The organism is Gluconobacter sp. P5B12 (genome assembly GCF_018812035.1).
GTDB lineage: Bacteria > Pseudomonadota > Alphaproteobacteria > Acetobacterales > Acetobacteraceae > Gluconobacter.
In genome coordinates this window covers 87,114-111,354 of sequence record NZ_JACRVV010000009.1, presented here as the reverse complement: position 1 = coordinate 111,354, position 24,241 = coordinate 87,114, and the positions used below count along the sequence as shown (strand labels likewise).

The following is a 24,241-nucleotide window of genomic DNA, read 5'->3' as shown; positions in this document are numbered from 1 at the left end:
CTTTTGGGGCGGCCCCTTCTCTCCGCTGGCGTTGGCGCTCTCGACGGATCATAATGACACGAGCAAAATTCACTTCTCATATCTCCTGATTTCTTTCTCATCAGTCATACCGTGTTCCCCCAGCTCAGCCCTCATGCTGTTCCGCAAATCATTCGTGCCGAAGTTCCGATGCTTCAAGCTTAACGAGTGATACGCGAGCGTTCGAGTAGGGTGTAGCGGACGGATCAGGATGCGTGATGATGTCTGAACCGGCAGCGGCGGCGAGCAACGTGCCAAAATACGGATCATTTTCTTCCGCGATCGAGAGCACCTCGTTCGCGTCCCGCGCCTCGCGGGTCAGGTCGCTGTCGGCGTCCTCAGCCAGGAAGGCCGCTGACCATTTGGTAGACGCTATCTAAGGAGGCGCCGCCACAGCAGTCATCCCGCTCCGAGCGAACAAACGGATAATGCGATCATATGACAAAACGCCCTATAAGGAACTTAACCGCGTCCAGCGGTTAAGTGACAAACTCAAATACTTCCACCATACCTCTACCCAATACGCAATTTGTTCGACAACTATCCATGCTTATTTGTAATATTTATATCTATTTGGAGAATACTCATTAAATACTAAATTGTAACACCTAAAAAATATTATGTAATGAAATATATATTCATACGAGCAGATCTTTGTTCCATATGAAACGATATCGACCAGGTCGCAGTCCCGGTTTTCCCGTCGCTTGGAAACCAATTTTTTCAAGGAGTTGCCAAGAAGGACGGTTCTCAGGTCGGCATTCAGCAATAATTTCACGTTTTGGAAAAAATTTGGTAAGCAGCATGATCAAAGCGGTAGCGCCTTCTCGCGCAATACCTTTTCTCTGCTGATCTGGCCGAACCCAATACCCAATCTCTATTTCGTTTTCGTCATGTAGGTGCACACCTATCACAGCAGCCATATCATCAAAGCCATGAAGCCACACACCCATAAACTTATCTCGCCCATCCGCCTTCCCAATAATTAGGTTTTTGGCATCAATTTCGGTAAATGGTGTTGGTAGAAAATGCACGATGTTGGTAATTTGAGGGTGGTCTGTAAGACGTTGGAAAGAGCCTGCATCGTTGACACCCAGAATACGGAGATGCAAACGCAAGGTCTGGATATCAGGAATATTTTCGAGAGAATTCTGATCAGTCAAAGCAATCTCCAAGAGTGATTGGTTATCAATAAAATAAGAATGTATTCTATATATTAATAAGAGAATTTGCAAAAGAGAAATTATGTAATTCTTCTTTATAAGAACATATAGTTATTAATTTTTTTCAGATACATTTACATGAGTTCCAAATATTCTTGTTTCCAATCGTTGGAGGCTTTTTCCGATGGCTGACTTGGTGAGACCAAGGCGCAACCCTGCTTTTGTGAAGCTCCCTTCCTGAACGGCTGTGACGAAAATTCGCACACCTGTGAAAGGATCTGCAGAGAGTTCCGTGGACAAATATTCTACTCCGTGACGACATTTATGACACTTATTATCTGACGTTAGACAGATAATCTTCCTGAAGACACGGATTTCTTGTTTCAGGAGAAGGCATGACAGATCTTTTTTCACCACTCCAGCTTGGCAGCATAGCCCTGCCTAACCGCATTATCATGGCACCTCTCACAAGGTGCAGAGCCGACAGCGAGCGTGCTCCGACACAGCTTATGGCGGAGTATTATGCACAGCGTTCTTCTGCCGGTCTGATTATCAGCGAAGCCACAAGTATTTCCCCTCAGGGAGTTGGATATCCACGGACCCCAGGACTGTGGACAGAGCAGCAGGTTGCAGGCTGGACGACCGTAACAAAGGCGGTTCATGAGGCAGGCGGCCGTATTGTCGCACAGCTCTGGCATGTCGGACGGATCTCAGACCCGGAATACCTCAATGGCGACCTTCCGGTCGCTCCGAGCGCTCTTCCTGCAGAAGGTCATGTCCGTCTCCTGCGTCCGAAACGTCCTTATCCAACACCTCGTGCTCTGGGTACGGATGAGATTTCAGGAATTGTCGAGGATTATCGCAAAGCTGCTGAGAATGCGAAAAAGGCTGGCTTCGACGGTGTTCATCTCCATGCGGCGAATGGCTATCTCATCGATCAGTTCTTGCAGGACAGCACCAATCGCAGGACCGATCGCTACGGTGGTTCCATTGAAAACCGTGCGAGATTTCTCCTGGAAATTGTAGATGCGCTGACATCTGTCTGGGGAGAAAACCGGATTGGCGTTCATCTACGTCCTCGTGGAGAAGAACACGACATGGGAGACAGTGATCCCGTTGCACTGTTTGAATATGTCGTAACAGAGTTGCGTGCCCGCAAAGCGGGATTTCTGTTCATTCGTGAAACACAGGGAACAGATAGCCAACTCAGCAGACTGAAATCTGTTTTCGGTGGGCCAGTTATTGCAAATGATGAGTTTAGTCCAACGGATGCTGAGCAAGTTGTCGAAGAAGGAACCGCTGATGCGGTAGCTTTCGGACGGCTGTTCATTGCAAACCCGGACCTGGTCGAACGCCTAAAAGCGAAAGAGCCCTTCAACGCTCCCGATCCTAAAACCTTCTACGCCAGTGGACCAGAAGGTTACACCGATTACCCAAAAATCAATGAAAAAATATAGTGAAAAATAAGCAAAAAAACGGATCTGTATTAATATTTAGAGATTAGCAATTATGGACACTTTAGAAACATCGCCCACTCCAACATCAAGAATGACGACCATTGTCTTTTTTATTTTAGCTTTGGGAACATTTTCGATAGGAACAGCCGAGTTTGCGGCTATGAGCCTTGTGCCCATGATCTCTCACTCTCTGTCAATTTCCGAACCTCAAGCCGCTCATATGATTGTGTCATATGCTGTCGGTGTCAGTGTGGGCGCCCCACTTTTTGCAATTTTTGGAGCAAAGTTCAGTCGGAAAAATCTTCTTGTCGCAATGATGGCTCTCTATGCGATTGGAAACGCTATGAGTGCTTCCGCATCAGATTATCATCATCTTTTACTCTTCAGGTTCGTAACAGGGCTACCACACGGGGCCTATTTCGGTATAGCGGGCTTGGTTGCATCCTCCCTTGTACCACCTAACAAGCAATCTCAGGCGGTAAGTAGAGTTATCCTAGGACTCACTGTTGCAACCATTGCTGGTGTCCCGGTTGCAAACCTCATTGGTTTATTCCTGGGGTGGCGTTGGACCTTTCTTGTGATTGCGGCACTGTCACTTCTCACTCTGGTTTTGATCAAATATTTTGTCCCTGCCGACAAACCACGACAAGGCGCGTCTGTAAAAAGCGAACTCGCCGCTCTCCGCATCAAACAAGTCTGGCTGACATTGGCAATTGGAGTCATCGGATTTGGTGGGATATTCTGCGTTTACACTTATCTCGCCTCAATCATGCATCATGTTACTCACCTTCCTGATAGCTTTGTACCCATTATGCTGGTGATTTTTGGTATAGGCATGACCGTGGGAACACTCATTTGTGGCTGGATGGCAGATCATAAAATGATGCCCACGATGGGTGGCACTCTCTTAGTGGGGGCAGCAGCTATGGCAATGTTTCCGTTAGCTGCCGACAAACTCCTGCCACTAAGCATTGACGTCTTCCTGATTGGCGCAAGTGGTGGCTTGGCGGCAGTCGTACAGTCGCGTCTTCTGAGCGTTGCGCTCGGGTCAGAAGGACTGGCAGCAGCGCTCAATCAAAGTGCATTTAATATAGCGAATGCTATCGGTCCGTGGCTGGGCGGATTAGCCATCATGAGTGGTGCTGGCTGGACGTCAGTAGGATGGGTTGGACTTGCTCTTTCGTTAGGAGGGTTTGTGATCTTCCTTCTGAGCCTTTTTGAAGAAAATCGAGCAAAAAAAGCTTAACTGTGAAGCTATCATACTGATGCGAATTCATTCTTGAAGGATGAAGAAGCTAAAGCGTCTGTCTCGAACACTTGAAGGGGTCTGCAGACCCGAAGATGATCTGCGTTCCGAGTTTGTATATACCGAACTGTATTTCGATCAGACGCACTTCTGTCATGATGGCTGGTCCCTGCTGTCAGGGACTGGTCTGCCCCCGCCCCCTTCACACATTTATAATCCCGAGGACCAAAGCCTGGCTGATATAGGTCAGTGTAGGCTTTGCCCACTATTTCAAGTTACCCGAGGCCTTGACCAGAAAGTGTTTGGACGCCTGGGTATTTCGGGATGGCCAGAAAGAAAGCGAAAAGTATTTTCACTACCCGCACAGGCGCTTTTCTATTATTAGGTGTTTAGTCCCGTGTTTTGATGGGTTGGATTGATGATGAATCTTTCTGGCTCTGAAGTCCAGATTTTGCAAACGTATTCGTAAGGGGTAAGGCCACTGAGGGTCTTGAGTCTTCGCCCGAAATTATAGGCTGCCATGAAGTCGTTGAGGTGTGTCCTCAACTGCTCATGACTGTCGTAATGGAAGCGTTTGACGGTTGCTTCCTTGATTGTCCGGTTCATCCGCTCGACCTGACCGTTCGTCCAGGGATGATTGGGTTTCGTCAGACGATGTTCGATCCCGTGAGCTTCGCAGATCATGTCGAAGCGCATGGGGCGAGACCAGGCCGTATTGCGGTTACGGGGCTGATCAGCGAACTGGATGCCGTTATCGGTCAGAATGGTATGGATCCGATAAGGAATGATGCTCAGGAGATATTCGAGGAATTCCCAGGCGATTTTCCGATCGGCTTTCTCAACCAGTTGTGTGACAGCGAATTTGCTGGTCCGATCGATGGCGACGAAGACATACAGCTTGCCTTCAGCAGTTTGGACCTCGGCAATATCGATGTGAAAAAAGCCGATGGGAGTGCGTTTGAAACGCTGTCGTTTGGGCTTGTCTCCCGCGATATCCGGAAGCCGGGATATCCCGTGGCGCTGAAGGCAGCGATGCAGAGCCGAGCGTGTCAGATGAGGGATGCTGGCCTGCAGGGCATAAAGACAGTCATCCAGCGGCAGCAACGTATGCCGGCGAAAGGCTACGATCATCGCTTCGTCCGTCTCGGACAGGACCGTGGATCGCGGCTCTTTGGGACCTGTCTTCTGATCCTCAACCGTTTGACGCTTCCGCCATTTTGCAACTGTTTTCGGGTTGATCCCGAACTCCTCGCTCAGCGTCGCGAGCGAAGCCTGCGATCGCTGTAGTGCGCTCGCACGGCGTGCGTGGTCGTGGCGCTGCCATGACGTATCTGTCCCATAAGGCTTCCTTCCACTCGCGTGAAAATATCACACCATCAAAACACGGGACTAAACACCTAGGCGACAGGCAGTTTGGCGATGAAAGTGGAGTGTCGGTTTTCTATCGGACCACTTCGAGGCTGTAGGCAATCCGAAATGGGATCGACGCAAGGTCGTGTCTGGTGATCCGGGCGGCTATTCGTAGAAGCTACTGGTATCTACCGAGAGCCGGATTGCCTCCGCGTCTATGTCGAGCGGCTTGCCTGCCGCCACTATAACTCTTGCCTGGTAGGGGTAGCTGTCGTCTGAGCGCATGCCGATATCGTGTGCGACATCTGAGTTTGAGCCATATTGCAGTTCCACTTCGACATCGCCGGTCACGCAGTACTCGATCTCGGCCGCATCCAGGCGCCGCACCTTAATCTCGTCGATTGTGTGCCCATCGACGCGTGTATGCGTTGAGAGTTCGTCAAGTTCTTGGATTGTATCGAGGATCAGGCTTTCGAACACCGCATCCTGCAGTGAAGTGCTAACCGTATCCTTAATCGAATGACGTGCGTAGGCAGCATCTTCGAGCAGCGTGTGAATTTCGGTCAACACGTTGTAAAGCATCTCGCGCACCGCGCTACCCTTGTATACCACCGTCTCAGCGCGGACGTGGGTTGCCTTGTGCAGGTTGTCCATCGCTGCAAGCAGCGGTTTCGCCACCGCGCCAGCATCAACCTTAAGTTTCTCCTTCACAAAGTCGTTGGGAAGTCCAGCTTGGACAATATACCGCGCGCGTTGGCTTCGTGTGACGGTCTTGGTATCCGCAGCTTGTTTGAACCAGATGCAGCGCCGCACCTCGTCTTCGGGCGCTAGACTATGCAGCACATGAGTCGCCAACTCACGCAGTGCGCTCGCCACAAGATTGCCGCGGATCGGGTTCGTTTTGTCGCGCCCGACCTTGATCGCGCCCTTGCAGATCTTTTCGAGGAACCGGTCGCGCGGGCCGTGTCCGATCAGATCGCGTCGTGCGGCCTCAACATCTTCCCACGCAATGCGATTTGCCATTCTATTCTCCCTTTGCCGCGATCTCTACACGTAGCTCGCATTGTAACATTTAAGTGGGGCGTCGAGCGGGCGAGATTGCAGTGTCAGCTTTCGGCCAGCAACCATCACCACTTCGATGTCTGACTTGTAGGCGTAAGCCTCCTGTCCGCCATCAATGAAGCTGTTCATACTTCCAGAAAGCGGACTGCCTAGAATTACAAGAATGCAGTAAGTCTAAAAATGTGCAGAATACGACCTTGTTAAATTGGCAATAAAATTCTAACTTTAGCTCATGTCTAATATTTTTTCTGATCCGGATGATTTTTCTGATAGCATAAAATCGCTTTCGTTATACTCAATATTCATAGATTACCTATTTAAGGTATTAGAAAGGACGGCTGTTCTGGTTCCTATATTTGCCATTTGGCAAAAAAGTCATAATTATTATTTTTTAATAATAGGTATTGTTTTCTCGTCTATTTTAATTCTAGACATCTGGATTAAATTTTACTGCAATACGATCAATTATCCTCACGCTCACATGACAGGTTTCTTTTTCTCCAGATTTGGAAGAATTTCCCAGTTTCTCATTTTGACCGTGTCGGCTATCGCGATCATGTTCTTTGGCTCCCGTTTTGTTGCACTTTTTATTCAGTTACAAATAAGAAGCTGAATGTCGGGAGCCGCCTCAAGGCAGGCATCAAAGTGATAGTGGCGGGTGCCCGAAAGCCGACATTGTCAGGCAAGTCGTGATAGACCACGTTTGGGATATTCTTGCCATTCTCAGCGGCCCGAGCGGATGACTTGTTGCTGTCACAAGAGGACGTTGACCTTGCGCCTCGTGCGTCCGCAGAGGCGCACGCTGGAGACCGGCCAGAATCTGATTTCAGATCCACAAAAGCGGCTATCCATTCAGGCAACGCAATCGTAGCGAAGGCGATCAGCCTCCCGACACAGAGCAAAATAAACCAGAAAGTGTATCAAGATAGCTAAGGTGTCATGTCGAACGGACAACAGACACATGCTCGCCGGGAACATTCTCGCATTGGTAAAGTGATATGGGTGCCAAGACTAGCCGCAGCGGCTCAAGGACGATATATTGCTATTGCAAAGGGGAAAGCATGGGCGCAAAATTCGCTGTAAAGCATAGTAATCTCATTGGGTATTGCACGACTGAAGGGCAAGCCAAGGCGCCGAGAGTGGACCGCGAGACGTTGGGCACTTTCCTGATGTCGCTTGCGTATGGCCAGAATCTTATCAGTTCGACCCAAGGCACGTCAGACGACTGGACCGATCAAGTTCGGAACATCGCTGAGACTTGTCTGAGACGTGCACAGTTCAATTTCGGCGACCGAAGCCCTGTCGAACCAGTTGAAGTTCGAGCGTTGTTGGATCCGCTGCGTCCCTATTTCACGGGATATGATTTCTTTGCGCTAGTTCTCCCGCAGGGACGGGGGGACCAGGATCGGGAGAGTTTTTCATTCTTCGTCGAAGCGGCGATCGGATCGCAGAAATCTGGACTGATCCTGCTGCCCGACGAACTGCCCCAAAACGGTGTGGCGCAGTTCGTCGATCCCTTCCCCGCGCTGCGTGAACTTGCCGACCATCCGGTTGCCCCGCCTTGGGTCCTGTTTTGGACACCCTTTGGAGGTGCCTGTGCGCTGCCGCTCAAAGATGCACGCACCTTTTATCGCGACGCAATCGTGACCGCTCTGCGTCATGGTCGCCGACAGGTAGACGATGCAATCCGACGAGTAGCTCAACGGCAGCAGAGCAAACGGATCCTGCATCTGAGCGACCTCCATATTGGACGGCCAGAAGCAACACAGCGTCGCTCGTGGCTGAAACAGCATCTGGCAGGCGTGCTCCCCGGCATTGATCGCGTCGTGGTCACGGGTGATCTCTTTGATACGCCGAAGGAGGAATACCGGACTTCATTCGACGAGCTACGGCTCGATGTCGAACGCCTGACAACAAAGAGTCTACTCGTCATTCCGGGCAATCACGACGTTCGCATCAAGGGCAATGCTTGGGGACCGCTTGGTCGCCAAGCGGACCAAGTAATCGATCTGGGCTGGTCACCGCTCGAGATCGACGACGATCTGCAAACGGTCTTCTTTTCATTCAATTCGAGCGAGGACGGTGATGCCGCGCAGGGCTCGGTCAATCAGCGCCAGCGCCTAGATCGCGCGGTAAAGTTTGATGCCTTGCGGAGCAAACGGCCCGAACTCAATGGCTATCTCAAGGTCGCGCTTGTCCACCATCATCCGGTAAACTATTCTGGGCAGCCAACGGCCTTCTACGAGAAGCTGTTGGCCCCCTTCGGATTAGGCGATCGGCTGATAGAGTTCAAGGATGCCAAAGCGTTCCTCACCTGGTGCGAGCGTCGCGGCATTAGTCTTGTGCTGCACGGTCATAAGCATGTCCCACACCTCGCTTCGATCACGCGCGGTGGCCAGCAGATGACGATCGTCGGGTGCGGCTCGTCAACTGGCGCGGAGGGCAAACCGATGTGTTACGACATCATCACGCTTAATCCGCAATCGGGCGAATGTAGCGTGTCGTTCTTCCATGATGTCGCGGGGGACGGCAGCGGCTTCGATCTACAGAATATCGCGATAAAGGTGGCTTGATTGTCGGATTTCATCCAACAACTTTCGTGCTCGGCGTGAAATTGCCATCGGAGGCGTCGGACTGCTGAGCTAACGTCTTAGGGCAGCTTCGAACAGCACGCGGCGCTAACAGTTCACCATACACCCCCTCCACGAAATGGAATCTGCCGGTCGGCGGCTCCGACCGGCAGATTCCATGGGCTTAGAATAGCAGATGTCGGTGTAAGCCGACATTCCCGGCTACGCATCGGAATGGTGTATATTGGTCGGTAGCTGTCATGAACATGGGCGCAGGCTACGGCCGCTTTCGGCTATCGCTTGCCGATAACCGACATTCCGCATCCCCCCCCCCTAACTGGCCAAAGGTGGCCATATAGCGTGATAAAAAACCGGCCGTTTAGCGTGAACATTCACACCCATGAATGCGATTGCAGATGCAGGCCCTGTCGGAAAACGGATGTTTTTCTTAGCGCTAGTTAGAGGACACAAACCGACATAAAAGTTCAGAAGTTGCAAAAATAGCACATTACAGTTTTAAAATATTAAGGGCGCACGCGAAAAATAAGAACAAATATTGACTGTTGCATTTGAGGAACACGTAAGTGTCTTTCGCAACGTATTGATACAATGCGGTTTGGTGTCCTAGCGGTCGGAGATCCTGGCTCCTCTAACCGAGATACACCACCATCCATGACCGCATCGTCACCTGTTCACTTCATTTCTGGTCTCCCCCGGGCCGGTTCGACACTTTTGGCCGCGCTTCTGAGTCAAAATCCAAAAGTGCTCGCGCACGGCCGAATATCGCCTGTCGCTCCCATGATCATTCGACTATCGGGTCTGATGGCCGAGGGGGAGTACGCTTCTGATTTTTCTGAGGAGCAACGCAAGCGTCTGCTCCGAGGCGTTTTAGAGGATTATTATCATCCACAGCCCGGTCAAATTGTCCTGGATACGAGCCGTGAATGGTGTACGCGACTTGCCTTGATCGACCGGCTCTACCCGAAAGCGCGCGTGATCTGCTGCGTGCGTGATCCTGTCTGGATCCTTGACTCTCTTGAGCGCCTCATTGTGCGAGATCCCATTTTATCGTCACGACTTGTCCCTATCACTCAACGAAGCACGCAGCATGACCGTCTCGATCATCTGCTGTCTCGGGAAGGTGTTTTTGGCTACGCTTGGCGGGTTCTGATGGAGGCTTTTCACGGTCCCTTTGCCGATAAGCTTATTCTTGTGGATTACCAGACACTAGCCACCAATCCGCGTCAGGCCCTTGAAAAACTGACGCGGTGTCTCGGTCTGCCCACGTATCCATATGATCTGAACAATGTCACCAAGAAGGATGCAGAAGCCTTCGACAGTCTGCTTGGAACTCCGGATTTGCACAGGATACGTCCGGTCGTTAGCCATGAAAGACGACATTGTATTCTTCCGCCGGATGTTATCGCACGGATGCAAGGCGGCATGTTTTGGCGAGAGACATCTCTTCATCTCCAGTCAAAGGCACAAATCATTGCCTAGACTATATTTGCGATTTCAGGGGCTGCGAGGGATGGTCGTGACGTTATGGCTTCTTGAGCCAGCAATGTCATATGGCGACCCTACGACTTACTTCATGCCGCCTAAAGCAAAAGAAGTATTACCAATGCCCTCAGAATTAAGCATTAAGGCCGGATTTCAGGATTTTAGGGGAGTAATTGAGAAGAAAAGAAGGGATATTACACCAAAGGCTCAATGGCTTCCTTCGGATTTGTCCCAACTTTCCAAAATTGGTCCGCTCGACATTGAGCGAGCGACCCAATCCCCACTCATTGAGGAAAAGGGGATCACAACAACCTTTTCGTATCCTGTGAAATCCCTTCCTGGTGTGGACCTCACAGCCAGCTTTTTCGGTGGCCATCGAGATACGATACAGGGAGCCGCAGGAGGGTCAGCAGCAGTGACAGGAGGCGTTCGTATTCACTGGTGAATGCTTTGCCAGCTGGTTCCTTATGCAACCGCGCTGAACCGTGTCGCGGCTGGAAAAGGCGTCCGCTTCCGAATATCAGCGCCACAAAGCCGACTTTCCGTTTACCCCTCCTGAACTGCCCGTCTGCTCAGTTATGCCGGAGCAGACGGCCGGCAATCGCCTACATGGTGGACCTGAAACGCGGTCAGAATGTTCCTAATAGCGGACATAAGCGAAATGAATCTTGTTGAACTCGGCTTTGGCTGGGGGCGAAATGTCACGCCAAGGGCTGGTTGGGGGTTGGACGGTTCCCTTAATGCGCTGCTAACGCCTAATGAGCCCCCCATCGACTGCGTATTGGCTGCCTGTCACATATGATGCATCGTCGGAAAGAAGAAAAAGAGCAACAGCTGCGGCTTCTTCAGGCGTTCCTGCCCGTTTGAGGGGGACTTGATTAAGCACGAAGTCCTCAAATCCCTTCCGCGCTTCATCTGGCAAAAAACTGCGGAAATTTGTCTCGATTGGGCCTGGGACAAGGACATTTACGCGAATGCCACGTGGAGCCAAAGCTGTAGCCCAAGAGCGTGCCATGGCAACGACAGCACCTTTTGTTGCAGCATAGAGGCCAGTGACCGCTGCACCCTCATAGGTCGAACTTGAGGACGTTACAACGACTGATGCTCCCGGAGCCAGACTTGGCGAGAGCCGTGCCAGTTGAAGCATTGGTCCCCGCACATTCGTCGCCATCATATTATCGAATTTCAATGCGTCTAGTTCTTCAGGTGTCCCAAGTGCTGCGAACGCCGCATTGAGCCATAGTCCATTCAAGCTACCTGTAGATTTGACGATTTCGGCAAGTGCTTCTGCCGTGGGATCAGCAGAGTCATTTCTTACGACGATGGCTCGATCCCCAAATTCCTCTTTAGCCGATCGCAATCTGTCTTCGCTCAGACCCGTCAGAATGACTTGGCCGCCTTCCAAGATGACTCGCCGTGCTCCGGCAAGTCCCATGCCACTTGTCCCACCCGTGATTAAAACGCGCTTTCCATCAAATCTTGCCATTAATCCGACCTCCTTTTTTATAAAAACATTCTCACACAACGTGTGTCCGTTTTGCGACATCAGTGACGTGTTTTTGCTAATGCCTAAATCACGAGCGATCCACTGGTAGCTTGCGGCCTTTAGAAGCTGGCGCTTTGTCCCAGAGAAAGTCCCCGGAAAAGGCGCTGTACCCCCATCCTACCGGGGAAGTATGCGCCAGAAAATCGTTAGGGACGGCCGCCGATGTCGAACGCAGATGCGAAATAGCGGCTTGCAGATAGACAGCGTTCCAGTAGACGATCGCCGCAATAACGAGATTGAGGCCGACGACCGGTATTGCCATCTGGTTTACCAACAGCCGACAGTCGCAAAGCCCCCCCAAAGCTGCCTGCATGAGACCAGACAGGCAGCCAGATATTGTGATCAGAAAACAGCCATTCAGTGTAATAGTGCGACGCATCTGAGACAGTAGACACTCCGTAAGTTGCCTTGGATGATGCGGAACATAGTACTAGCTGATGGGTACGCTCAATCCGCCTTACGAGACAGCACCGCCTGATTTGCGGCAACAGCCTTTTGGGAGCTGATCGAGTTCAGATCATCTGCCGTTGCGTCCGTCTGAACCTTGGCCTTGCCTGTCTGAACCTGCTGCAGCCCGGTCGTCGCTTCCTGCGCCATGTTATCCAGGCTGATCGCACCAGCGGCTTCCGCCGCCTTCGGTGCAACGGCCTTTTCATAAATGATTGGTGCGCCCTCGGCCGTCGTTGTCGGTGCACCTGGAGCGGGTGCTACGGCCTCAACAGGCGCAGGCGCAACAGCAACAGGTGTAACGCTCACAGGCTGACCAGGCTGTGCTGTCACCTCCGCCTGAAGAGAGGGTGCTGCCGGTGCCGCGACAACAGGTGTGCTGTACGCCGTGCGGTTAATGATCAGGTGATCGGGGCCGGTGGAGTCCGTCGGATCCTTGTCATAGATGTCGACAAGCTTGTCGTTACTGCCAAAGCAGAACAGAACCGTATGCAACTGCGGACGGGTGCCAGCCTTCACCGGTGCCCAGATGACCTGCGCCAACCCAAGGGTTGCAACACTGGTGACAACTTCACCCGCCTTCATGGCAGCACGGCCACCAGCCGTCAGGCCGGTCGTGTAAATTTTGTAGATATCGCAGGACCGACCGTTCTTCTGGATCGTGCCCTCAGCCTTGCCGACCGTGCTGACAACGCCAAACCTGTCCGTGTTCTGGTTGAACTGACTGAGCAGTACAGGCTCAGGCGCGGGCATCCCGCTGCTGCAAGCGGCCAGAAGCAGAAGGGCAGAGCTGGAGAAAAGTGTTTTTGAAATGGCTTTCAGTGTCATGACGGACCTGTCGATCACGGTCCCCGCCTGATAACGGGGACACAGTATGTTGCGTTACAAATCATATTAAACGCTATCGTTTATTCGTCAATAGACGATATCTTTTATTTGTGTTTGACAGGCGCAGTACGAGCCGTGTAGCGGAGGCGTATGGGAAGACCGCCACTCAACTTCAAAATGACATCCGTTCGCCTGAGTCCTGAGGAGCGCGATCGTATCATCGCCCTTGTGGGCGACAGGGGAATGGCTCAGTTTATTCGCGAGGCCGTTGAGAAAGAGTTAAAGCGCCGCGAGCAGTCTCTTCGACGTCAGGGCGATCCGCCTTCAGATCCCTGACGGCTTCTGCCAGCCCTGCCCCCAGAAGCAGGAAAGCAATCCCGCCAAGCGGCATGTTCAGAAAAGCGCTCTGCGACGACAGAGGCCACTCATGCAGAACAGCGGCCCCGAAGAGACCGACACGCCAGGCAATCTGCGCTGCAGAAAGACCGACCTGCCGCGTGGCGGTTCGTCCCAGAACACGCCACCAGCTTCCGATCATCGCAACAAACAGAGCAGCGCCTGGAAATCCGCTGTTCGTGGCGGCTTCGAGCACATGATTATGGGTGTGCTGGACGCAGACAGACACTCCGCCTCCATCCGGTCGCAGATGGCTCGGACCGGGCTTCAGGAACACCTCAGAACGACAGTAGTGCCGGAACGCATCGTCCCCTAACCCCATGACCGGATGGGCTTCGATCATCACGGCCGCACGATTGTAGATTTGCCCATACGGGGAACTGGCGAAGTGGGCGAGCTGGCTGTGTGTCTTTGTCACCAGATGCTCGAAAGCGTCCGGGGACACGAACGCCAGAAGTCCAATCAGAGCCGGACTGACGACCAGAAGTGCGAGCGAAGGACGCCGCAGTGACGGGAGCACTAGGGCACAGACGCCGGTGCCGAGAAGAAATGTCGCCAGAGACATCCGCTGGCCAGCCAGAACGAGCAAACCGAGAACCGGCAGCAGGGTCGCCTCCGTCACGAGTGCTTTCTGCCAGGACCTTCTCACACGTTCCCCCAACAGCGCCCCAACAAACAGAGCGGCCGAAAAGACCCAGCAGTGCAAAAGGCGCAGACACACGCGGCTTGTCGTAGGGGCCAGTGAGTGTCCCAATCCCCGAAACGCGGATTGCCAAACAGGTTACGACCCGTCACCGCCTGAAGCAGCATTTGCCCCCCAGATACAGAACGCAGGCGATAACCAGACGGCGACACCATGTCCGGGTCCAAGATTCCTACAACGTCCAGAACGCCAGAGCGAAGGCCGCGACCGGAAAGCGGATGGCCAACAGCGCCTGGGTGAAACTGGCAGTCGCCTCTGCCGGAACTGGCACCTGGCGTGGCAGGGAACACAGGACCAGCCACCCCCACCAGACAAGGGCCGGCCAGACGAAGCCCTGACGACACCAGTGCCACTCGCGGGTCAGGACGCTCCGAAGCAGAAATCCAACGGCGAGCCCATCCAGACAGCCCTCGGCGAGACCGCGCCAATGCACCAGGAACAGCGACAGAAGCAGGGTGGTCAGTGCCCCGAGACGATCCAGAACGCGCAGAAGAGTGGGCTTTTCAGCATGCCCCATGTCAGATCCACGCCGCTCGGCTTTTTGGGCTCTCCACGCCTACGGCGGCCAGCGAGACACCGGCCTCGGCCAGCATCCCCACTTCCCGGGTGCGATGATCCCGCAGTGCATACAGGCTGCGATCAAGGAACAGGGTGTTTCGTGCCCCGCGTTCGATCAGGGAGCGGAAATAGGCATCCCGGAACCGGATGACAGCGCCCCGCTCCAGCCGGGACGCCATGACGATGACGGCGACGGCCGCCTGCAACCGGCCGAGGACGACGCAAGCCTGCGACCAGGCATGACAGGTTACACCCACCTGCCCCGACAGATACTCGGCAGCCTCGATCAGCTGCTCGGCACTCGGCCGACCGGTGGAACAGAAATCCCGCAGGCTGCTGCAGATTTCGAGATAGAACGTCGCCGTGCCCTTGAACCCGCGCAACGCTGTCCGGTCATACACGCTCGAACGGTCGGGTTTGGAATCCGGCCCTTCACACCGCATGTGTTCAATGCGACTGCCGCTATCGGCGGCTACGTGATCTACTTTTTTAGAAGTTTGAATGTTTTTAGTATCTGTATAGTGGGCCCCGTTTTGAGGACCCATGGGCCTCATTTCTGCTGGATACGACGTTGAAAAAACAGCGTTTTCCACAGGCGCATCATCCGGGCCGGATTCAGGCTCGACGCAGTGCTCGGCCAGAGCCGCAGAAAGGGCCAGCATCTCCCGGTATAACCCCTCCAGAGTGCCAGGCTGAGCCGTCCTCAGACGGCTGCGCATGATTCCCGTCGCTTGCTCCATGATGTTCTGAAGCCCGAGGTCTTCTGCCTGTGCGCGGACCGTGTCGTTCAGGCTGGCAATGCTGTCGCGCAGAAAGGACACGCGCTGGCGCAGTCGCCGCTGTTCCGCGCTCAACGCCAGCAGATCCGGCCAGCGGTAGCGCAGGGACGCCAGATTGAAGCCAACCTGCGTCTGGCCCTCCTCCGCCTGCCATCGTCGGCCGCGCTGCCCGTTGCGTCCGTCCTGGGGCACCAGAAGCCGCGCGTCCGCCAGCTCTCGGATGTGCCGCTGCAGTGTACTGCGCGACAGTCCTGTCCAGGACATGAGCGTGGTGTTGTGCGCGTAGATGAAAGGCGTCTCAAGCGCCGTCCAGGCGTCCGGAGAGGTCTTCTCCACCATGATAATCAGCGTCGAGGCTGCTCCCCGGCTGACAGGCAGGACACCGCGGAGGGATTTCAGCATGTTCAGCATATCCCGTTTGCCGGGTTCAGCCGGGACGGGGGTGGTCAGTTCGTCGCGTGCGGCCAGCATGGCCTCACTGATCCGGCGTCGGCCGCGCCGCGTGCACGGGGCCTGCGCCCTCTGCGTCTGTGCAGAATGCTTCATTGATCGGTCCGGTCTGGGGATGAAGGGACCACCTCACGGCCGGACACCAGACAAAACGCTCCCGTTCGCAATTTAGTGCTTGCGTTTCGAAAAGAGCTGACGCTAGATGAAGTTAACGATTTCATCACCTAACGAGTGTTTTGCCGGAGCCCTGGCTCTTCCGATCGCCAAATCGGAGGAGGCGGGGTTTTTGGTTTGTGGGCGCTACGTCATCGGGGGTCCTCTGGATCGACTCGCTGGCGCCGCCCACAGGGACGTCTCCAGACATCCGGGCATCGTGCCTCCGTTCGGGCGCTGGAACAACCTCGAAAGCGCTGTGACGGCGAAAAAACTGAGTAAAAACGGACGTTTAGTGTGTCCATTTTGGCGCGCTTTTTTCAACTTGTGACGGCCTCCGAAGCCCCGCTGCCCATGCGGCTGGCCACCGTCTGCTGGTACTGAGCCACCGTCCAGCCGCTCATATTGTTGGCTGCCAGAGCCTTGGCCGAGACGAACTGGCTGAGAGGCGCGTTGGCATTCGAAGCCGTCGCAATGGCCGATCCTGCTTTGGTGCCAAACATGTAGGCCCCATACACCTGTGTCCCTGTCGCAGGTGCCCCCGTTGCCAGACTCACCGTAGAAGCATAGTCGCTGATGATGGCGCTCGCGACTTTCGCCTGGGCGACAGGATCGGACCGGTCTGCCGTACTCAGCCCAAGTCTGGAGGCATACTGGTTCCAGGTGCCGTCTGTGACCTGCCACACCCCCTGTGCGCTCGAGGACGTATTCCCGACATTCTGGAAATGGCTCTCGATCTGCCCGAACGCCGCCAGCGTGTCCGGATTGATCCCGGCCGCCTGCGCCGCAGCCACCGCGTCCGCCCCATAGGTCTGGGCCATCAGGGTTGCAGAGGCGTCCGCCGTACCCCATGCGCCCTGATACGAGGATGTGGCGGTGGATCCGCCAGTCGTCGTAGAGGACGATGGCCGTGTGAAGACGGGCGATCCAGGTTCCGGATTGACTGGGACGATCTGCTCAGGAACCGCCCCGCGAGCCAGACTGACGGTGCCCGCGGTTGCAACTGCCAGGAGAAATATGGGGCGTGCGGCGCTCACTTACTTGGCCGGATAATCGAACAGGACCATGCCGGCCGCATTCTCACCCGTGACAACGCAGTTTGGGGACGCACCGTCCACGAGCGGGCGATAGGCTACGACGTCGGCCTCCGGGATCCAAGCATAGATTGTTCCCGAGCGCACAACCTGCCGCCAGCCCTGAAAGACCGTGTCCGTCACAGCGATCTGCGGAGCGGCGGTTCCGACACGGATAGCGCCACGACGCGGCTCGGCAAAAAGCGGCTCGAAGTCATGAACGGGACTGCGGCAGGTCACGGGAACCGGCGTGGCGTGCAGCGTCTGCGGCGCCTGCGGGACTGTCGGGGGCGGACCCCAGTTGCGGGAACCGAGCTCCGACTGACGCTCCTGCGACAGTCTGTCGAGCTGCTCAGGCGTCAGATGCTGCGCTGAGGCCTGGGACACCAGAGGGGCCGCCAGCGAGACACAGACGGCGAGCCAGAAGCGAAAGCGCATGGTGTAGAATCCTTTAGAAAGTACCTCCCCATAGTCTGACCAATCCGAATGTGAGTGCGAACACGACCCTGATTGACGCGCCTGGATCGCACTCACATGGGCGCCCGTCATGATGTCCGCAGGAGGATCAAACCCATGCGCTCTTTTATCCCGATGCTGATGCTCGGGCTCCCCGCTGTTGCTCTCGGAGCCTCGACCTGCCCCGCACGACGGAGCCACTTCATCCGGATCTGGATCAGGCACTCCTAAGCGAACTGGTGGCGTTCGAGACGGCGCTTGGACTGGATAAGCGGGCGGCCGTCGAGGCAATCACGCACGCCCTGAATCTTTATGCGCGTGGCAAAGAACTCGCATAGCACCTGAGGCGGCATGTCCCGTGCCGCCTCCTTCTTCAAACCTACATCCCCCGTCCTCTGCCTCACGACGTGTCTAACCATCAGACGTCTCCATTCGTTGATGGTAGCACTGCCAAGTCTAAGGCATCTATGCTCCCTCATGTATAAAACATACCTCTCTTCGTTGCACCAAAATCAGCGGCACTCCTTGGAATCAGCAAATAAGTAAGTTCTATTATCAGATAGCCAATTTCTGAAATATTCGTACGAATCCTTCGAAAACAACACAGAGATTCCGTCAATTTTTCCTTTAATATAATCTTGGTTCGTGAATGATTTTTCGAATAAAATACTATGCTTGTTATTACCATTAGTATCTTGAATATATATCCCATTCCAAACATCTTTGACATTCTGTAAAGGTGATCGATTCAGCCTATACTTTAAAAGCTTTTGGTAGATCGTTCCGGTTTCGTTATCTGTTTTATGGATAAACTTGCAACTGTATATTGGAAGGGTTGTTTCGTTTACAGAAAATCTTGAAGTAGATAGAGGAGCTCTAACGAATATGGTTTCGATATATTGAGATCGGGTAGCAGTCGCGTCATGCGCCAAAGCAAGTGGAACTCCTAAAAAGAGAAAAAACATCTTAATGAAGAAAAATATTCGCAAAATCGACATATGTAATACCGCTTCACACCGAGAAAAAAATTTAAGTGCATATTAGCACGACATAAAAGCACATTGTAGCAACTGAGGCAGCATGTCCCGCGCCGCCTCACTCTTCGAACCTACATCCCTCGTCCTGTGCTACGAACCCGCGTGCGATCGCGCTCCCGGTCTTCGGCCTGCTGCGCTCTCCGACGCTCCTGCAGATCTTCAACTCGCCGCGCTGCATTCAGGGCATCCTGCGCGGCATACCCGGCCTTGCGCAGCTTGCGACTGACATCGTCCCACTGCGCGCGCGGGACATCCCGGATCGGGGCTTCCTCAACCTGACGACGCACCTGACCGCCCGGTGACTGCCCCTTCTGCCGGGTCCGCTCATTGACGTGGTTCTGCCGGATCCAGCGCGTATTGGCTTCTTCGTGCGCAAGACGGGCTTTTGCCAGATCAACGGCCAGGGACTTGTAGGGATGACGTCCCATATCCGACGCCAGACGGTCATACAGATCGTTGACCGTCACCGGCCGGATGTCGCCCAGAGCCCGCGAAAACGTCTCGGCCTCCCGGAGAGATCCCTCCGACACGGCCGTCCAGCAGCGATGCACATGTCGGCTTTCGGCAACGTAAGAGGTAAAGCCTGTCATGGCCGAGGATCCACGCGGCATGGCGTTGATATGCTCGTCGGATGTCACACCCTGCGCCGCATCGACCGTCATGGCGTGACCAAAGCCCAGACGGACGCGTCCGGTCTTCGGGTCGGCCAGTCGGGTCCAGGGCACGAGCCCTTCCCGTCCCTTCGCATTCTGCAAAACCAGTCCCTCATCGGACCAGCCTTTGACGGTCGTGAAGTTACCATTCGAACCCAGATCACGCCAGCGGCGCCCGTGGGCTGTGTCCACCCGGACGCTGGTTTTTGCAAACAACCGAACCCGGTCGCCAACAGCGAGAGGCAACTCATACGTGACGCCACGCTGATCGATCGCGGCCTTGACGATTTCCTCCTGCCCGATCTCGCCGCGCCTACGTAGCCGGTCACGGACGGCACGGCTGAGATCCATGACGTCTTCGTTGGTCGGCGCCGACATGGTGATGCCCCGCTCCGATCCGGCCTGCGTCAGCATGTCGCGGCGTCGAAGATACAGGTCAGCGATCTGCTCGACGACTTGGTCATGGTCGCCCCCCACAAGTCGGATCGTGCCGTCCTTGCGCTTCATGTCGATGGCTTCACGCGCCCGCGCAATATCGGCTTTCTTCTGCTCGTCCTCGGTCTGGCTCAGATCGCGGCCGGGACTGCGGAACATGCTGGCGATCTGCCGACCCCGCGCCGACTTCTGGCGGATCGTGCTCAATAGCTCCGGACGGGCTTCTTTGGGCATCACCCGCAAAAGCAGTTCCACAGCGTCACCGGCCTCGATCGCCTGTGCCTGTTCCCGGTCGCCCACCACCCGAAGGGCAAAGCCCTTTTCCTGCTGAAGCTGGAGGATCTCAAGCAGCTGACGCGGGGAGACCTGACTGACTTCATCAAGGACAAGAACCGACTGCCGATCGAGGACAATCTTACCTTGCGCCAGACCGTCCAGAAGGGGTGTCATCGCGTAGGTCTGGGAAATGCCCGCATCCTTCAGCGCATCGGCCTGACGCCAGGCAATGGCCGCGCCAATGACGGTGCGACCGTCCTCCTGCCAGGCGTCGACCAGAGGCTTCAGAAGCGTCGTTTTACCGGATCCGGCGACACCGATCAGGAAGCCCAGACCACCTGCCTGACCCAGCGCATTGATGGCCGCAAGCTGTGCGGCGCCGTGTGCCGGCTCGCGCGTGAAGTCGAGACCCGACCGGGCGACGGCTGCGGCGATCTGCTCGTCACTGAGTGCACCGTCCCGCGTCCGCGCAGACAGGCCGGCAAGACGGGCCATGTCCTTTTCGACGGCGAGCTGGACACTTGTGGCGACCCGGAGGCGGCCATCCTGCTCGCGCTCAAGGAAGCGGACCTGTTGGCTGTCGATCTCAATGCCGCGTTCCTGGATCATATCGGCAACCCGCTCCACGTCCTCCATCCCCTCAATGCCAGCCGCAATGAGACCGTGCGCGGCATGCGTCCGGAAGGCGTCCCGGTCGATGACAGCGGCCGTGCGAAATTCGTCAGCCAGCATTTTGGCCGCAATCCCGTAAGCCTTCTCGAAACGCTCGGCCTGGGACAGCAGAACTGTCTTCTCATCGGTCAGGACCGTGTCATGGTGCCAGCCGATCTCATCGGCCTCCTCCCGCCAGATGTCCCGCTCATTGCGTCCGGTATATTTTTTCGACCGGTAGGTCAGATTGGCCTGATGCAGGACTTTGAACTTCTGCTCGGCACTCATGGCCTTCCAGTCCCCGCCCTGCCGCTTGACGAAGGCTTTGGCCATGCGCTCGGCCTGCTTGCTCCGCTTTGAAAACAGCTCGCGGGCTTCTTCGGGGATACCGCTGACGACGACAGCCTTACCGCGTGCATCCACGTCCACCCGAATACCCAGCTTGCGGAGCTCGGAGGCCAGCTCGGCCTGGAAGTATCCGCCAAACATATGCGACGTCATCCCGGTCACGCGCTTGCTGTCCAGAGACCCGAGGTGCCCGCTCTCCGTGGCGACCGCGTTGAACATGATATTATGGATATGCGCCTGTGGATCCCCCGGCACCAGAACTTCCACCGCCGCCGTGGGGCCTTGTGCGCCATCCTGGATCTTCATGACCGGTCGTGCCGTGTAATGACGGAACGAGACCCAGCCAACATCCCCGCCTTCGTTGTACGAGACGCCCCCCTTTCCACGTCGTGCAATCCCGATCTCCTTGGCGATAAATGCCATGGCACGGTCATTCGCCTGATGGATGGCGGACCAAATGAGGGCCTGCTCGGCTTTCGTGGAAGCAAACTCTGCAGCAAGGGTGACGCTCTTGTCCGGGGCGGCCGTGAAATCAATCCCGGAAATCTCTCGGTTCGCATGAGCCCCTGCCCATTTCTCCCCCGTGTCAGCGCGCTTGCCCTCAAACAGACGTGCGAGGGCTTCATCGGTCGGGCGCGTCGTCACATCAATGCCGAGCTGATTGGCAATCCGTTCGCTCATATCAGGGGCCCAACTTCCGCGGGCATCGCGTCCGGTGTAATAGGAGTTTAGGCGATCACCGGATTCAAACTGGCTCTTCTCGCCGTTCCGCTCGAACCGGGCATCCTTTTCCGGCTCCAGCTGATGCTCCCGCAGATAGGCGACGATGAGCTTCCCGGCCCCGGCCGCAGAAAGCTTGCGGTAAGTGATCATGCCTGCTCGGCCGCTTCGCCGCTCCCGCGCTCAAGCCTCGCAACCTGTTCGCAGAGCTGCTCCATGACACTGCCCTGGCGGTCCAATGCGTTCGCCATGCGAACCATGACCTCGTGCAGTCCCTCTCCCTCCTGTGGCGTATCAGGCGGGCTGACCAGCTGATGGATCTGGGCAAGCATTTCCCCGAACTGGTTAAGACGGGTCATGACAAGCAGTTCAAACTGGCTCTGCCCCTTGAGGGGGTGAGGCAGCGTAAAGTCTTCGACGTCAGACACGGATGGTCAGCTCCTTCTTACTGAAAGAGGCATTCTCCCATCCTGGGTTGTGAGTGCGGTCGGCGGGGGTCAGCAGGACGCGTCAGGGATGACGGGCCACACGCCTTGCCTGCGGGAACAGGCTGCGGAACTGCTCCAGAACCGTCCGCATGAACGCCTTGCTGAACTGCCCTGTCACGGCGGACTGCCGAAGGTAATACGATCCCTTGACCGGATCGAGATTGTACTCATCCAGCATGAGCCACTGACTTCGGTTCTGATCGAGCGCCGCACGCGGCTTCTCCGTTGCCGGGATCTCGATGGCCTGTCGTCCCTCCGCTGGCTTCTGCGTGGTGAGAGGCAGCAGCAGAACATAGTCCTGACCATCCCGGCCGACGAACAGCACGGCTACGGCGACTGGCCGGTCCTTGCGCCCCTCTGTCTCACCCTGTGCATCCTGCCAATGCCACAGATAGGGGTAGTGCAGGACCGTACCGGGCTCGAACACGGCGCTCATGGTCAGCGCTTGTCCGGAGACAGGAACGCATCAATGGCCTGCGCGACATCCTCTGCCAGATCGGCGGGCATATCGGCTGTAGCTCCAGACACGCGGCGGTCGGGCTGCGACTGTCTGAGCGCCTCGTACTGCTCGACACTCAACACCACCAGACGGGGCTTTCCGCGCTGGCTGATGGCGATCGGTCCCTGGAGCGCGCTGGCGATAATATCTCCCGATTTCCGGGACAGATCACTGGTTGAAAAGGTACGCATTGTCGGGCCCTCCGCTCCGTTGGACATACATCAGCGCTGTCGTTGTCGTAATATACAGCAATTACAGCACAACGAAAAGCACCCTCTCAAGAGCATCGAGCGGCGTCCCCTGATCCGGTTTCCTGGTGGTCCCGCAGGGACCGCACCCGAAAGGGTGCATTTGTATATGGAAAAAGAAAAAGGCTGATACTCTCGTGATACCCTTTTGATACCCTCATAATAGCGAAGCGATACCTGTTGATACCATCGCGATATCGTTCTAGAGTGTCCTTCAGACGCCAGTAGCCGCGTCAGCAAGCCCCTGTGAGGATACACATGACTGCCGCCAGCATCGGAATTGAGGGAGCTCTCGGAGCGCTTGAAAGAGCGTCTGGTGCGACGTCTCTGCGTGTCTGGATGGAAGCACACCGCGATGAGCTTCTGACAGCTCTCGATGGTCGGCGTCTGAACTGGAAAGCCCTGTGTGCGTGGTTTGCCGAAGTCGGCCTGACGAACGCGAAGGGTGAAGCGCCGTCTGTAGGATGCGCCAAGTTGCTCTGGAACCGGGTCGGCAAGACACTCGAGGCCCGTAGGCAACGCCATGCCGATGCGGCAGCCGCCGCAGAGCGACTGGCCGAAGAAAAGAAGGCAGCCCGTGAGGCTGCGAAGGCGAGCCGGGATGCCGAAGCGGTTGAGGCTGGAACACTGTCTCAGCGGATGCAGGAAGCAGACCGGGCCCAGAGCTTTGCCACAGCCCAACGGATCGAGGTGCAGGACGCTCATTCCAGGGCGGCAGTCCAGCGTCAGGAGCGCACCCAGCAGCAGGCCGCGACAACACAGCAGAGCGACGTTGAGTCGTCTGATCCATCAGAGTTCATCACGCTGGATCTTCCGGTGCTCAAAGGCGTTTCGAACCGTGCCTATCTACCCGTTGACCCCAAACTGGCCCCAGTCCGGGACGGTGATATCAATCGGTACACAGGCAGCGCGTGGCGATATGGCGGCGATCTGCCCGGATATCCCAGCAAGCGAAACTACGAGTACGAGAAAGAATGGCTGCGGGACGTGGGTCTTCTTCTGCGCCATCGCCATCCGACAAACCTGACCATGACGCCGGAAGAAAAGTTCGTCATGCGCGGTGCCAAGAGCTGCATCCCGAACCTGTACTGAGCCGGGTTAACCGCACTCACAACGGCCTGTGAGATC

General features: G+C 55.5%; 23 protein-coding genes and 1 pseudogene. 6 read left to right on the top strand and 18 right to left on the bottom strand.

Translation table 11 applies throughout. The features are described from left to right. Window positions 1-148: 148 nt before the first annotated feature. From KP702_RS14050 to KP702_RS16605, 3 genes are all read right to left on the bottom strand, one after another. Window positions 149-310 (bottom strand): hypothetical protein, encoded by a 162-nt coding sequence (locus KP702_RS14050; RefSeq protein ID WP_215769248.1) that lies wholly within the window; start codon window positions 308-310, stop codon window positions 149-151. Between the two features lie 346 nt (window positions 311-656). Further along, window positions 657-1,181 (bottom strand): GNAT family N-acetyltransferase, encoded by a 525-nt coding sequence (locus KP702_RS14045; protein ID WP_215769247.1) that lies wholly within the window; start codon window positions 1,179-1,181, stop codon window positions 657-659. 114 nt (window positions 1,182-1,295) lie between these two features. Next, window positions 1,296-1,445, bottom strand: a complete 150-nt coding sequence (locus KP702_RS16605) for a LysR family transcriptional regulator (protein ID WP_373687863.1) — start codon at window positions 1,443-1,445, stop codon at window positions 1,296-1,298. A 131-nt stretch (window positions 1,446-1,576) separates the two neighbouring features. Here KP702_RS16605 and KP702_RS14035 point away from each other — a divergent pair, with 131 nt between their 5' ends. Then, a complete protein-coding gene (locus KP702_RS14035; protein ID WP_215769245.1) occupies window positions 1,577-2,638 on the top strand; it encodes an alkene reductase in 1,062 nt (353 codons plus the stop codon). A gap of 52 nt (window positions 2,639-2,690) precedes the next feature. Further along, window positions 2,691-3,884 (top strand): MFS transporter, encoded by a 1,194-nt coding sequence (locus KP702_RS14030; RefSeq protein ID WP_215769244.1) that lies wholly within the window; start codon window positions 2,691-2,693, stop codon window positions 3,882-3,884. A gap of 381 nt (window positions 3,885-4,265) precedes the next feature. On the opposite strand, the pseudogene KP702_RS14025 reads toward KP702_RS14030, so the two are convergent. The 3 genes and pseudogenes from KP702_RS14025 to KP702_RS14015 form a co-directional block, all read right to left on the bottom strand. After that, window positions 4,266-5,224, bottom strand: a pseudogene (locus KP702_RS14025) (IS481 family transposase). A 175-nt stretch (window positions 5,225-5,399) separates the two neighbouring features. Continuing rightward, window positions 5,400-6,257, bottom strand: coding sequence for a hypothetical protein (locus KP702_RS14020; protein ID WP_215769243.1), 858 nt, complete (start codon window positions 6,255-6,257; stop codon window positions 5,400-5,402). A gap of 24 nt (window positions 6,258-6,281) precedes the next feature. Further along, entirely contained in the window at window positions 6,282-6,425 is a 144-nt protein-coding gene (locus KP702_RS14015) for a hypothetical protein (protein WP_215769242.1), read from the bottom strand. A gap of 932 nt (window positions 6,426-7,357) precedes the next feature. Between KP702_RS14015 and KP702_RS14010 the strand changes: the two genes are divergently transcribed. The 3 genes from KP702_RS14010 (at window position 7,358) to KP702_RS16305 (ending at window position 10,814) form a co-directional block, all read left to right on the top strand. Further along, window positions 7,358-8,869: a metallophosphoesterase gene (locus KP702_RS14010; RefSeq protein WP_215769241.1), complete on the top strand. Its 1,512-nt coding sequence runs from the start codon at window positions 7,358-7,360 to the stop codon at window positions 8,867-8,869. 669 nt (window positions 8,870-9,538) lie between these two features. Further along, window positions 9,539-10,366, top strand: a complete 828-nt coding sequence (locus KP702_RS14005; protein WP_215769240.1) for a sulfotransferase — start codon at window positions 9,539-9,541, stop codon at window positions 10,364-10,366. A 31-nt stretch (window positions 10,367-10,397) separates the two neighbouring features. Continuing rightward, the gene (locus KP702_RS16305) at window positions 10,398-10,814 is read left to right on the top strand and encodes a hypothetical protein (RefSeq protein ID WP_252348742.1); all 417 of its coding nucleotides are present in this window, start codon (window positions 10,398-10,400) and stop codon (window positions 10,812-10,814) included. Window positions 10,815-11,117: 303 nt separating this feature from the next. On the opposite strand, the gene KP702_RS13995 is transcribed toward KP702_RS16305, so the two are convergent. From KP702_RS13995 to KP702_RS13940, 12 genes are all read right to left on the bottom strand, one after another. After that, complete coding sequence (locus KP702_RS13995; protein ID WP_215769239.1) at window positions 11,118-11,855, bottom strand: SDR family oxidoreductase; 738 nt, start codon at window positions 11,853-11,855, stop codon at window positions 11,118-11,120. An 88-nt stretch (window positions 11,856-11,943) separates the two neighbouring features. Further along, window positions 11,944-12,228, bottom strand: coding sequence for a Tn3 family transposase (locus KP702_RS13990; RefSeq protein ID WP_373687862.1), 285 nt, complete (start codon window positions 12,226-12,228; stop codon window positions 11,944-11,946). A gap of 134 nt (window positions 12,229-12,362) precedes the next feature. After that, a complete protein-coding gene (locus KP702_RS13985) occupies window positions 12,363-13,208 on the bottom strand; it encodes a hypothetical protein (protein ID WP_373687859.1) in 846 nt (281 codons plus the stop codon). 235 nt (window positions 13,209-13,443) lie between these two features. Further along, entirely contained in the window at window positions 13,444-14,208 is a 765-nt protein-coding gene (locus KP702_RS13980; protein WP_215769237.1) for an O-antigen ligase family protein, read from the bottom strand. Window positions 14,209-14,461: 253 nt separating this feature from the next. Continuing rightward, the gene (locus KP702_RS13975; protein ID WP_215769236.1) at window positions 14,462-14,806 is read right to left on the bottom strand and encodes a hypothetical protein; all 345 of its coding nucleotides are present in this window, start codon (window positions 14,804-14,806) and stop codon (window positions 14,462-14,464) included. Between the two features lies 1 nt (window position 14,807). Next, window positions 14,808-16,172 (bottom strand): replication initiation protein RepC, encoded by a 1,365-nt coding sequence (repC, locus tag KP702_RS13970; protein ID WP_215769235.1) that lies wholly within the window; start codon window positions 16,170-16,172, stop codon window positions 14,808-14,810. A gap of 377 nt (window positions 16,173-16,549) precedes the next feature. Further along, window positions 16,550-17,266, bottom strand: a complete 717-nt coding sequence (locus tag KP702_RS13965) for a transglycosylase SLT domain-containing protein (RefSeq protein ID WP_373687858.1) — start codon at window positions 17,264-17,266, stop codon at window positions 16,550-16,552. Next, window positions 17,267-17,740, bottom strand: coding sequence for a hypothetical protein (locus KP702_RS13960; protein WP_215769234.1), 474 nt, complete (start codon window positions 17,738-17,740; stop codon window positions 17,267-17,269). It lies immediately after the preceding gene. A gap of 1,126 nt (window positions 17,741-18,866) precedes the next feature. Beyond that, on the bottom strand, window positions 18,867-22,031 hold the full coding sequence (gene mobF / locus KP702_RS13955; RefSeq protein WP_215769233.1) for a MobF family relaxase: 3,165 nt from the start codon (window positions 22,029-22,031) through the stop codon (window positions 18,867-18,869). Further along, window positions 22,028-22,306, bottom strand: coding sequence for a hypothetical protein (locus tag KP702_RS13950; RefSeq protein ID WP_215769232.1), 279 nt, complete (start codon window positions 22,304-22,306; stop codon window positions 22,028-22,030). Before KP702_RS13950 ends, mobF begins: the two co-directional genes overlap by 4 nt. A gap of 82 nt (window positions 22,307-22,388) precedes the next feature. After that, complete coding sequence (locus KP702_RS13945; protein WP_215767220.1) at window positions 22,389-22,802, bottom strand: hypothetical protein; 414 nt, start codon at window positions 22,800-22,802, stop codon at window positions 22,389-22,391. Window positions 22,803-22,804: 2 nt separating this feature from the next. Further along, on the bottom strand, window positions 22,805-23,056 hold the full coding sequence (locus KP702_RS13940; RefSeq protein WP_131973940.1) for a type II toxin-antitoxin system prevent-host-death family antitoxin: 252 nt from the start codon (window positions 23,054-23,056) through the stop codon (window positions 22,805-22,807). Between the two features lie 315 nt (window positions 23,057-23,371). Here KP702_RS13940 and KP702_RS13935 point away from each other — a divergent pair, with 315 nt between their 5' ends. Then, entirely contained in the window at window positions 23,372-24,205 is an 834-nt protein-coding gene (locus KP702_RS13935) for a hypothetical protein (protein ID WP_215769231.1), read from the top strand. Window positions 24,206-24,241: the final 36 nt, after the last annotated feature.

Bases quoted from the DNA above. Each gene is read 5' to 3' on its own strand.
- KP702_RS13975 (WP_215769236.1), bottom strand. From the start codon at position 14,806: ATGGGGCATGCTGAAAAGCCCACTCTTCTGCGCGTTCTGGATCGTCTC.
- KP702_RS14030 (WP_215769244.1), top strand. From the start codon at position 2,691: ATGGACACTTTAGAAACATCGCCCACTCCAACATCAAGAATGACGACC.
- KP702_RS14020 (WP_215769243.1), bottom strand. From the start codon at position 6,257: ATGGCAAATCGCATTGCGTGGGAAGATGTTGAGGCCGCACGACGCGAT.
- mobF (WP_215769233.1), bottom strand. From the start codon at position 22,031: ATGATCACTTACCGCAAGCTTTCTGCGGCCGGGGCCGGGAAGCTCATC.
- KP702_RS13935 (WP_215769231.1), top strand. From the start codon at position 23,372: ATGACTGCCGCCAGCATCGGAATTGAGGGAGCTCTCGGAGCGCTTGAA.
- KP702_RS13990 (WP_373687862.1), bottom strand. From the start codon at position 12,228: ATGCAGGCAGCTTTGGGGGGGCTTTGCGACTGTCGGCTGTTGGTAAAC.
- KP702_RS14010 (WP_215769241.1), top strand. From the start codon at position 7,358: ATGGGCGCAAAATTCGCTGTAAAGCATAGTAATCTCATTGGGTATTGC.
- KP702_RS14005 (WP_215769240.1), top strand. From the start codon at position 9,539: ATGACCGCATCGTCACCTGTTCACTTCATTTCTGGTCTCCCCCGGGCC.
- KP702_RS16305 (WP_252348742.1), top strand. From the start codon at position 10,398: ATGGTCGTGACGTTATGGCTTCTTGAGCCAGCAATGTCATATGGCGAC.
- KP702_RS14015 (WP_215769242.1), bottom strand. From the start codon at position 6,425: ATGAACAGCTTCATTGATGGCGGACAGGAGGCTTACGCCTACAAGTCA.
- KP702_RS13945 (WP_215767220.1), bottom strand. From the start codon at position 22,802: ATGAGCGCCGTGTTCGAGCCCGGTACGGTCCTGCACTACCCCTATCTG.
- KP702_RS14035 (WP_215769245.1), top strand. From the start codon at position 1,577: ATGACAGATCTTTTTTCACCACTCCAGCTTGGCAGCATAGCCCTGCCT.
- KP702_RS13995 (WP_215769239.1), bottom strand. From the start codon at position 11,855: ATGGCAAGATTTGATGGAAAGCGCGTTTTAATCACGGGTGGGACAAGT.
- KP702_RS13960 (WP_215769234.1), bottom strand. From the start codon at position 17,740: ATGCGCTTTCGCTTCTGGCTCGCCGTCTGTGTCTCGCTGGCGGCCCCT.
- repC (WP_215769235.1), bottom strand. From the start codon at position 16,172: ATGAAGCATTCTGCACAGACGCAGAGGGCGCAGGCCCCGTGCACGCGG.
- KP702_RS13940 (WP_131973940.1), bottom strand. From the start codon at position 23,056: ATGCGTACCTTTTCAACCAGTGATCTGTCCCGGAAATCGGGAGATATT.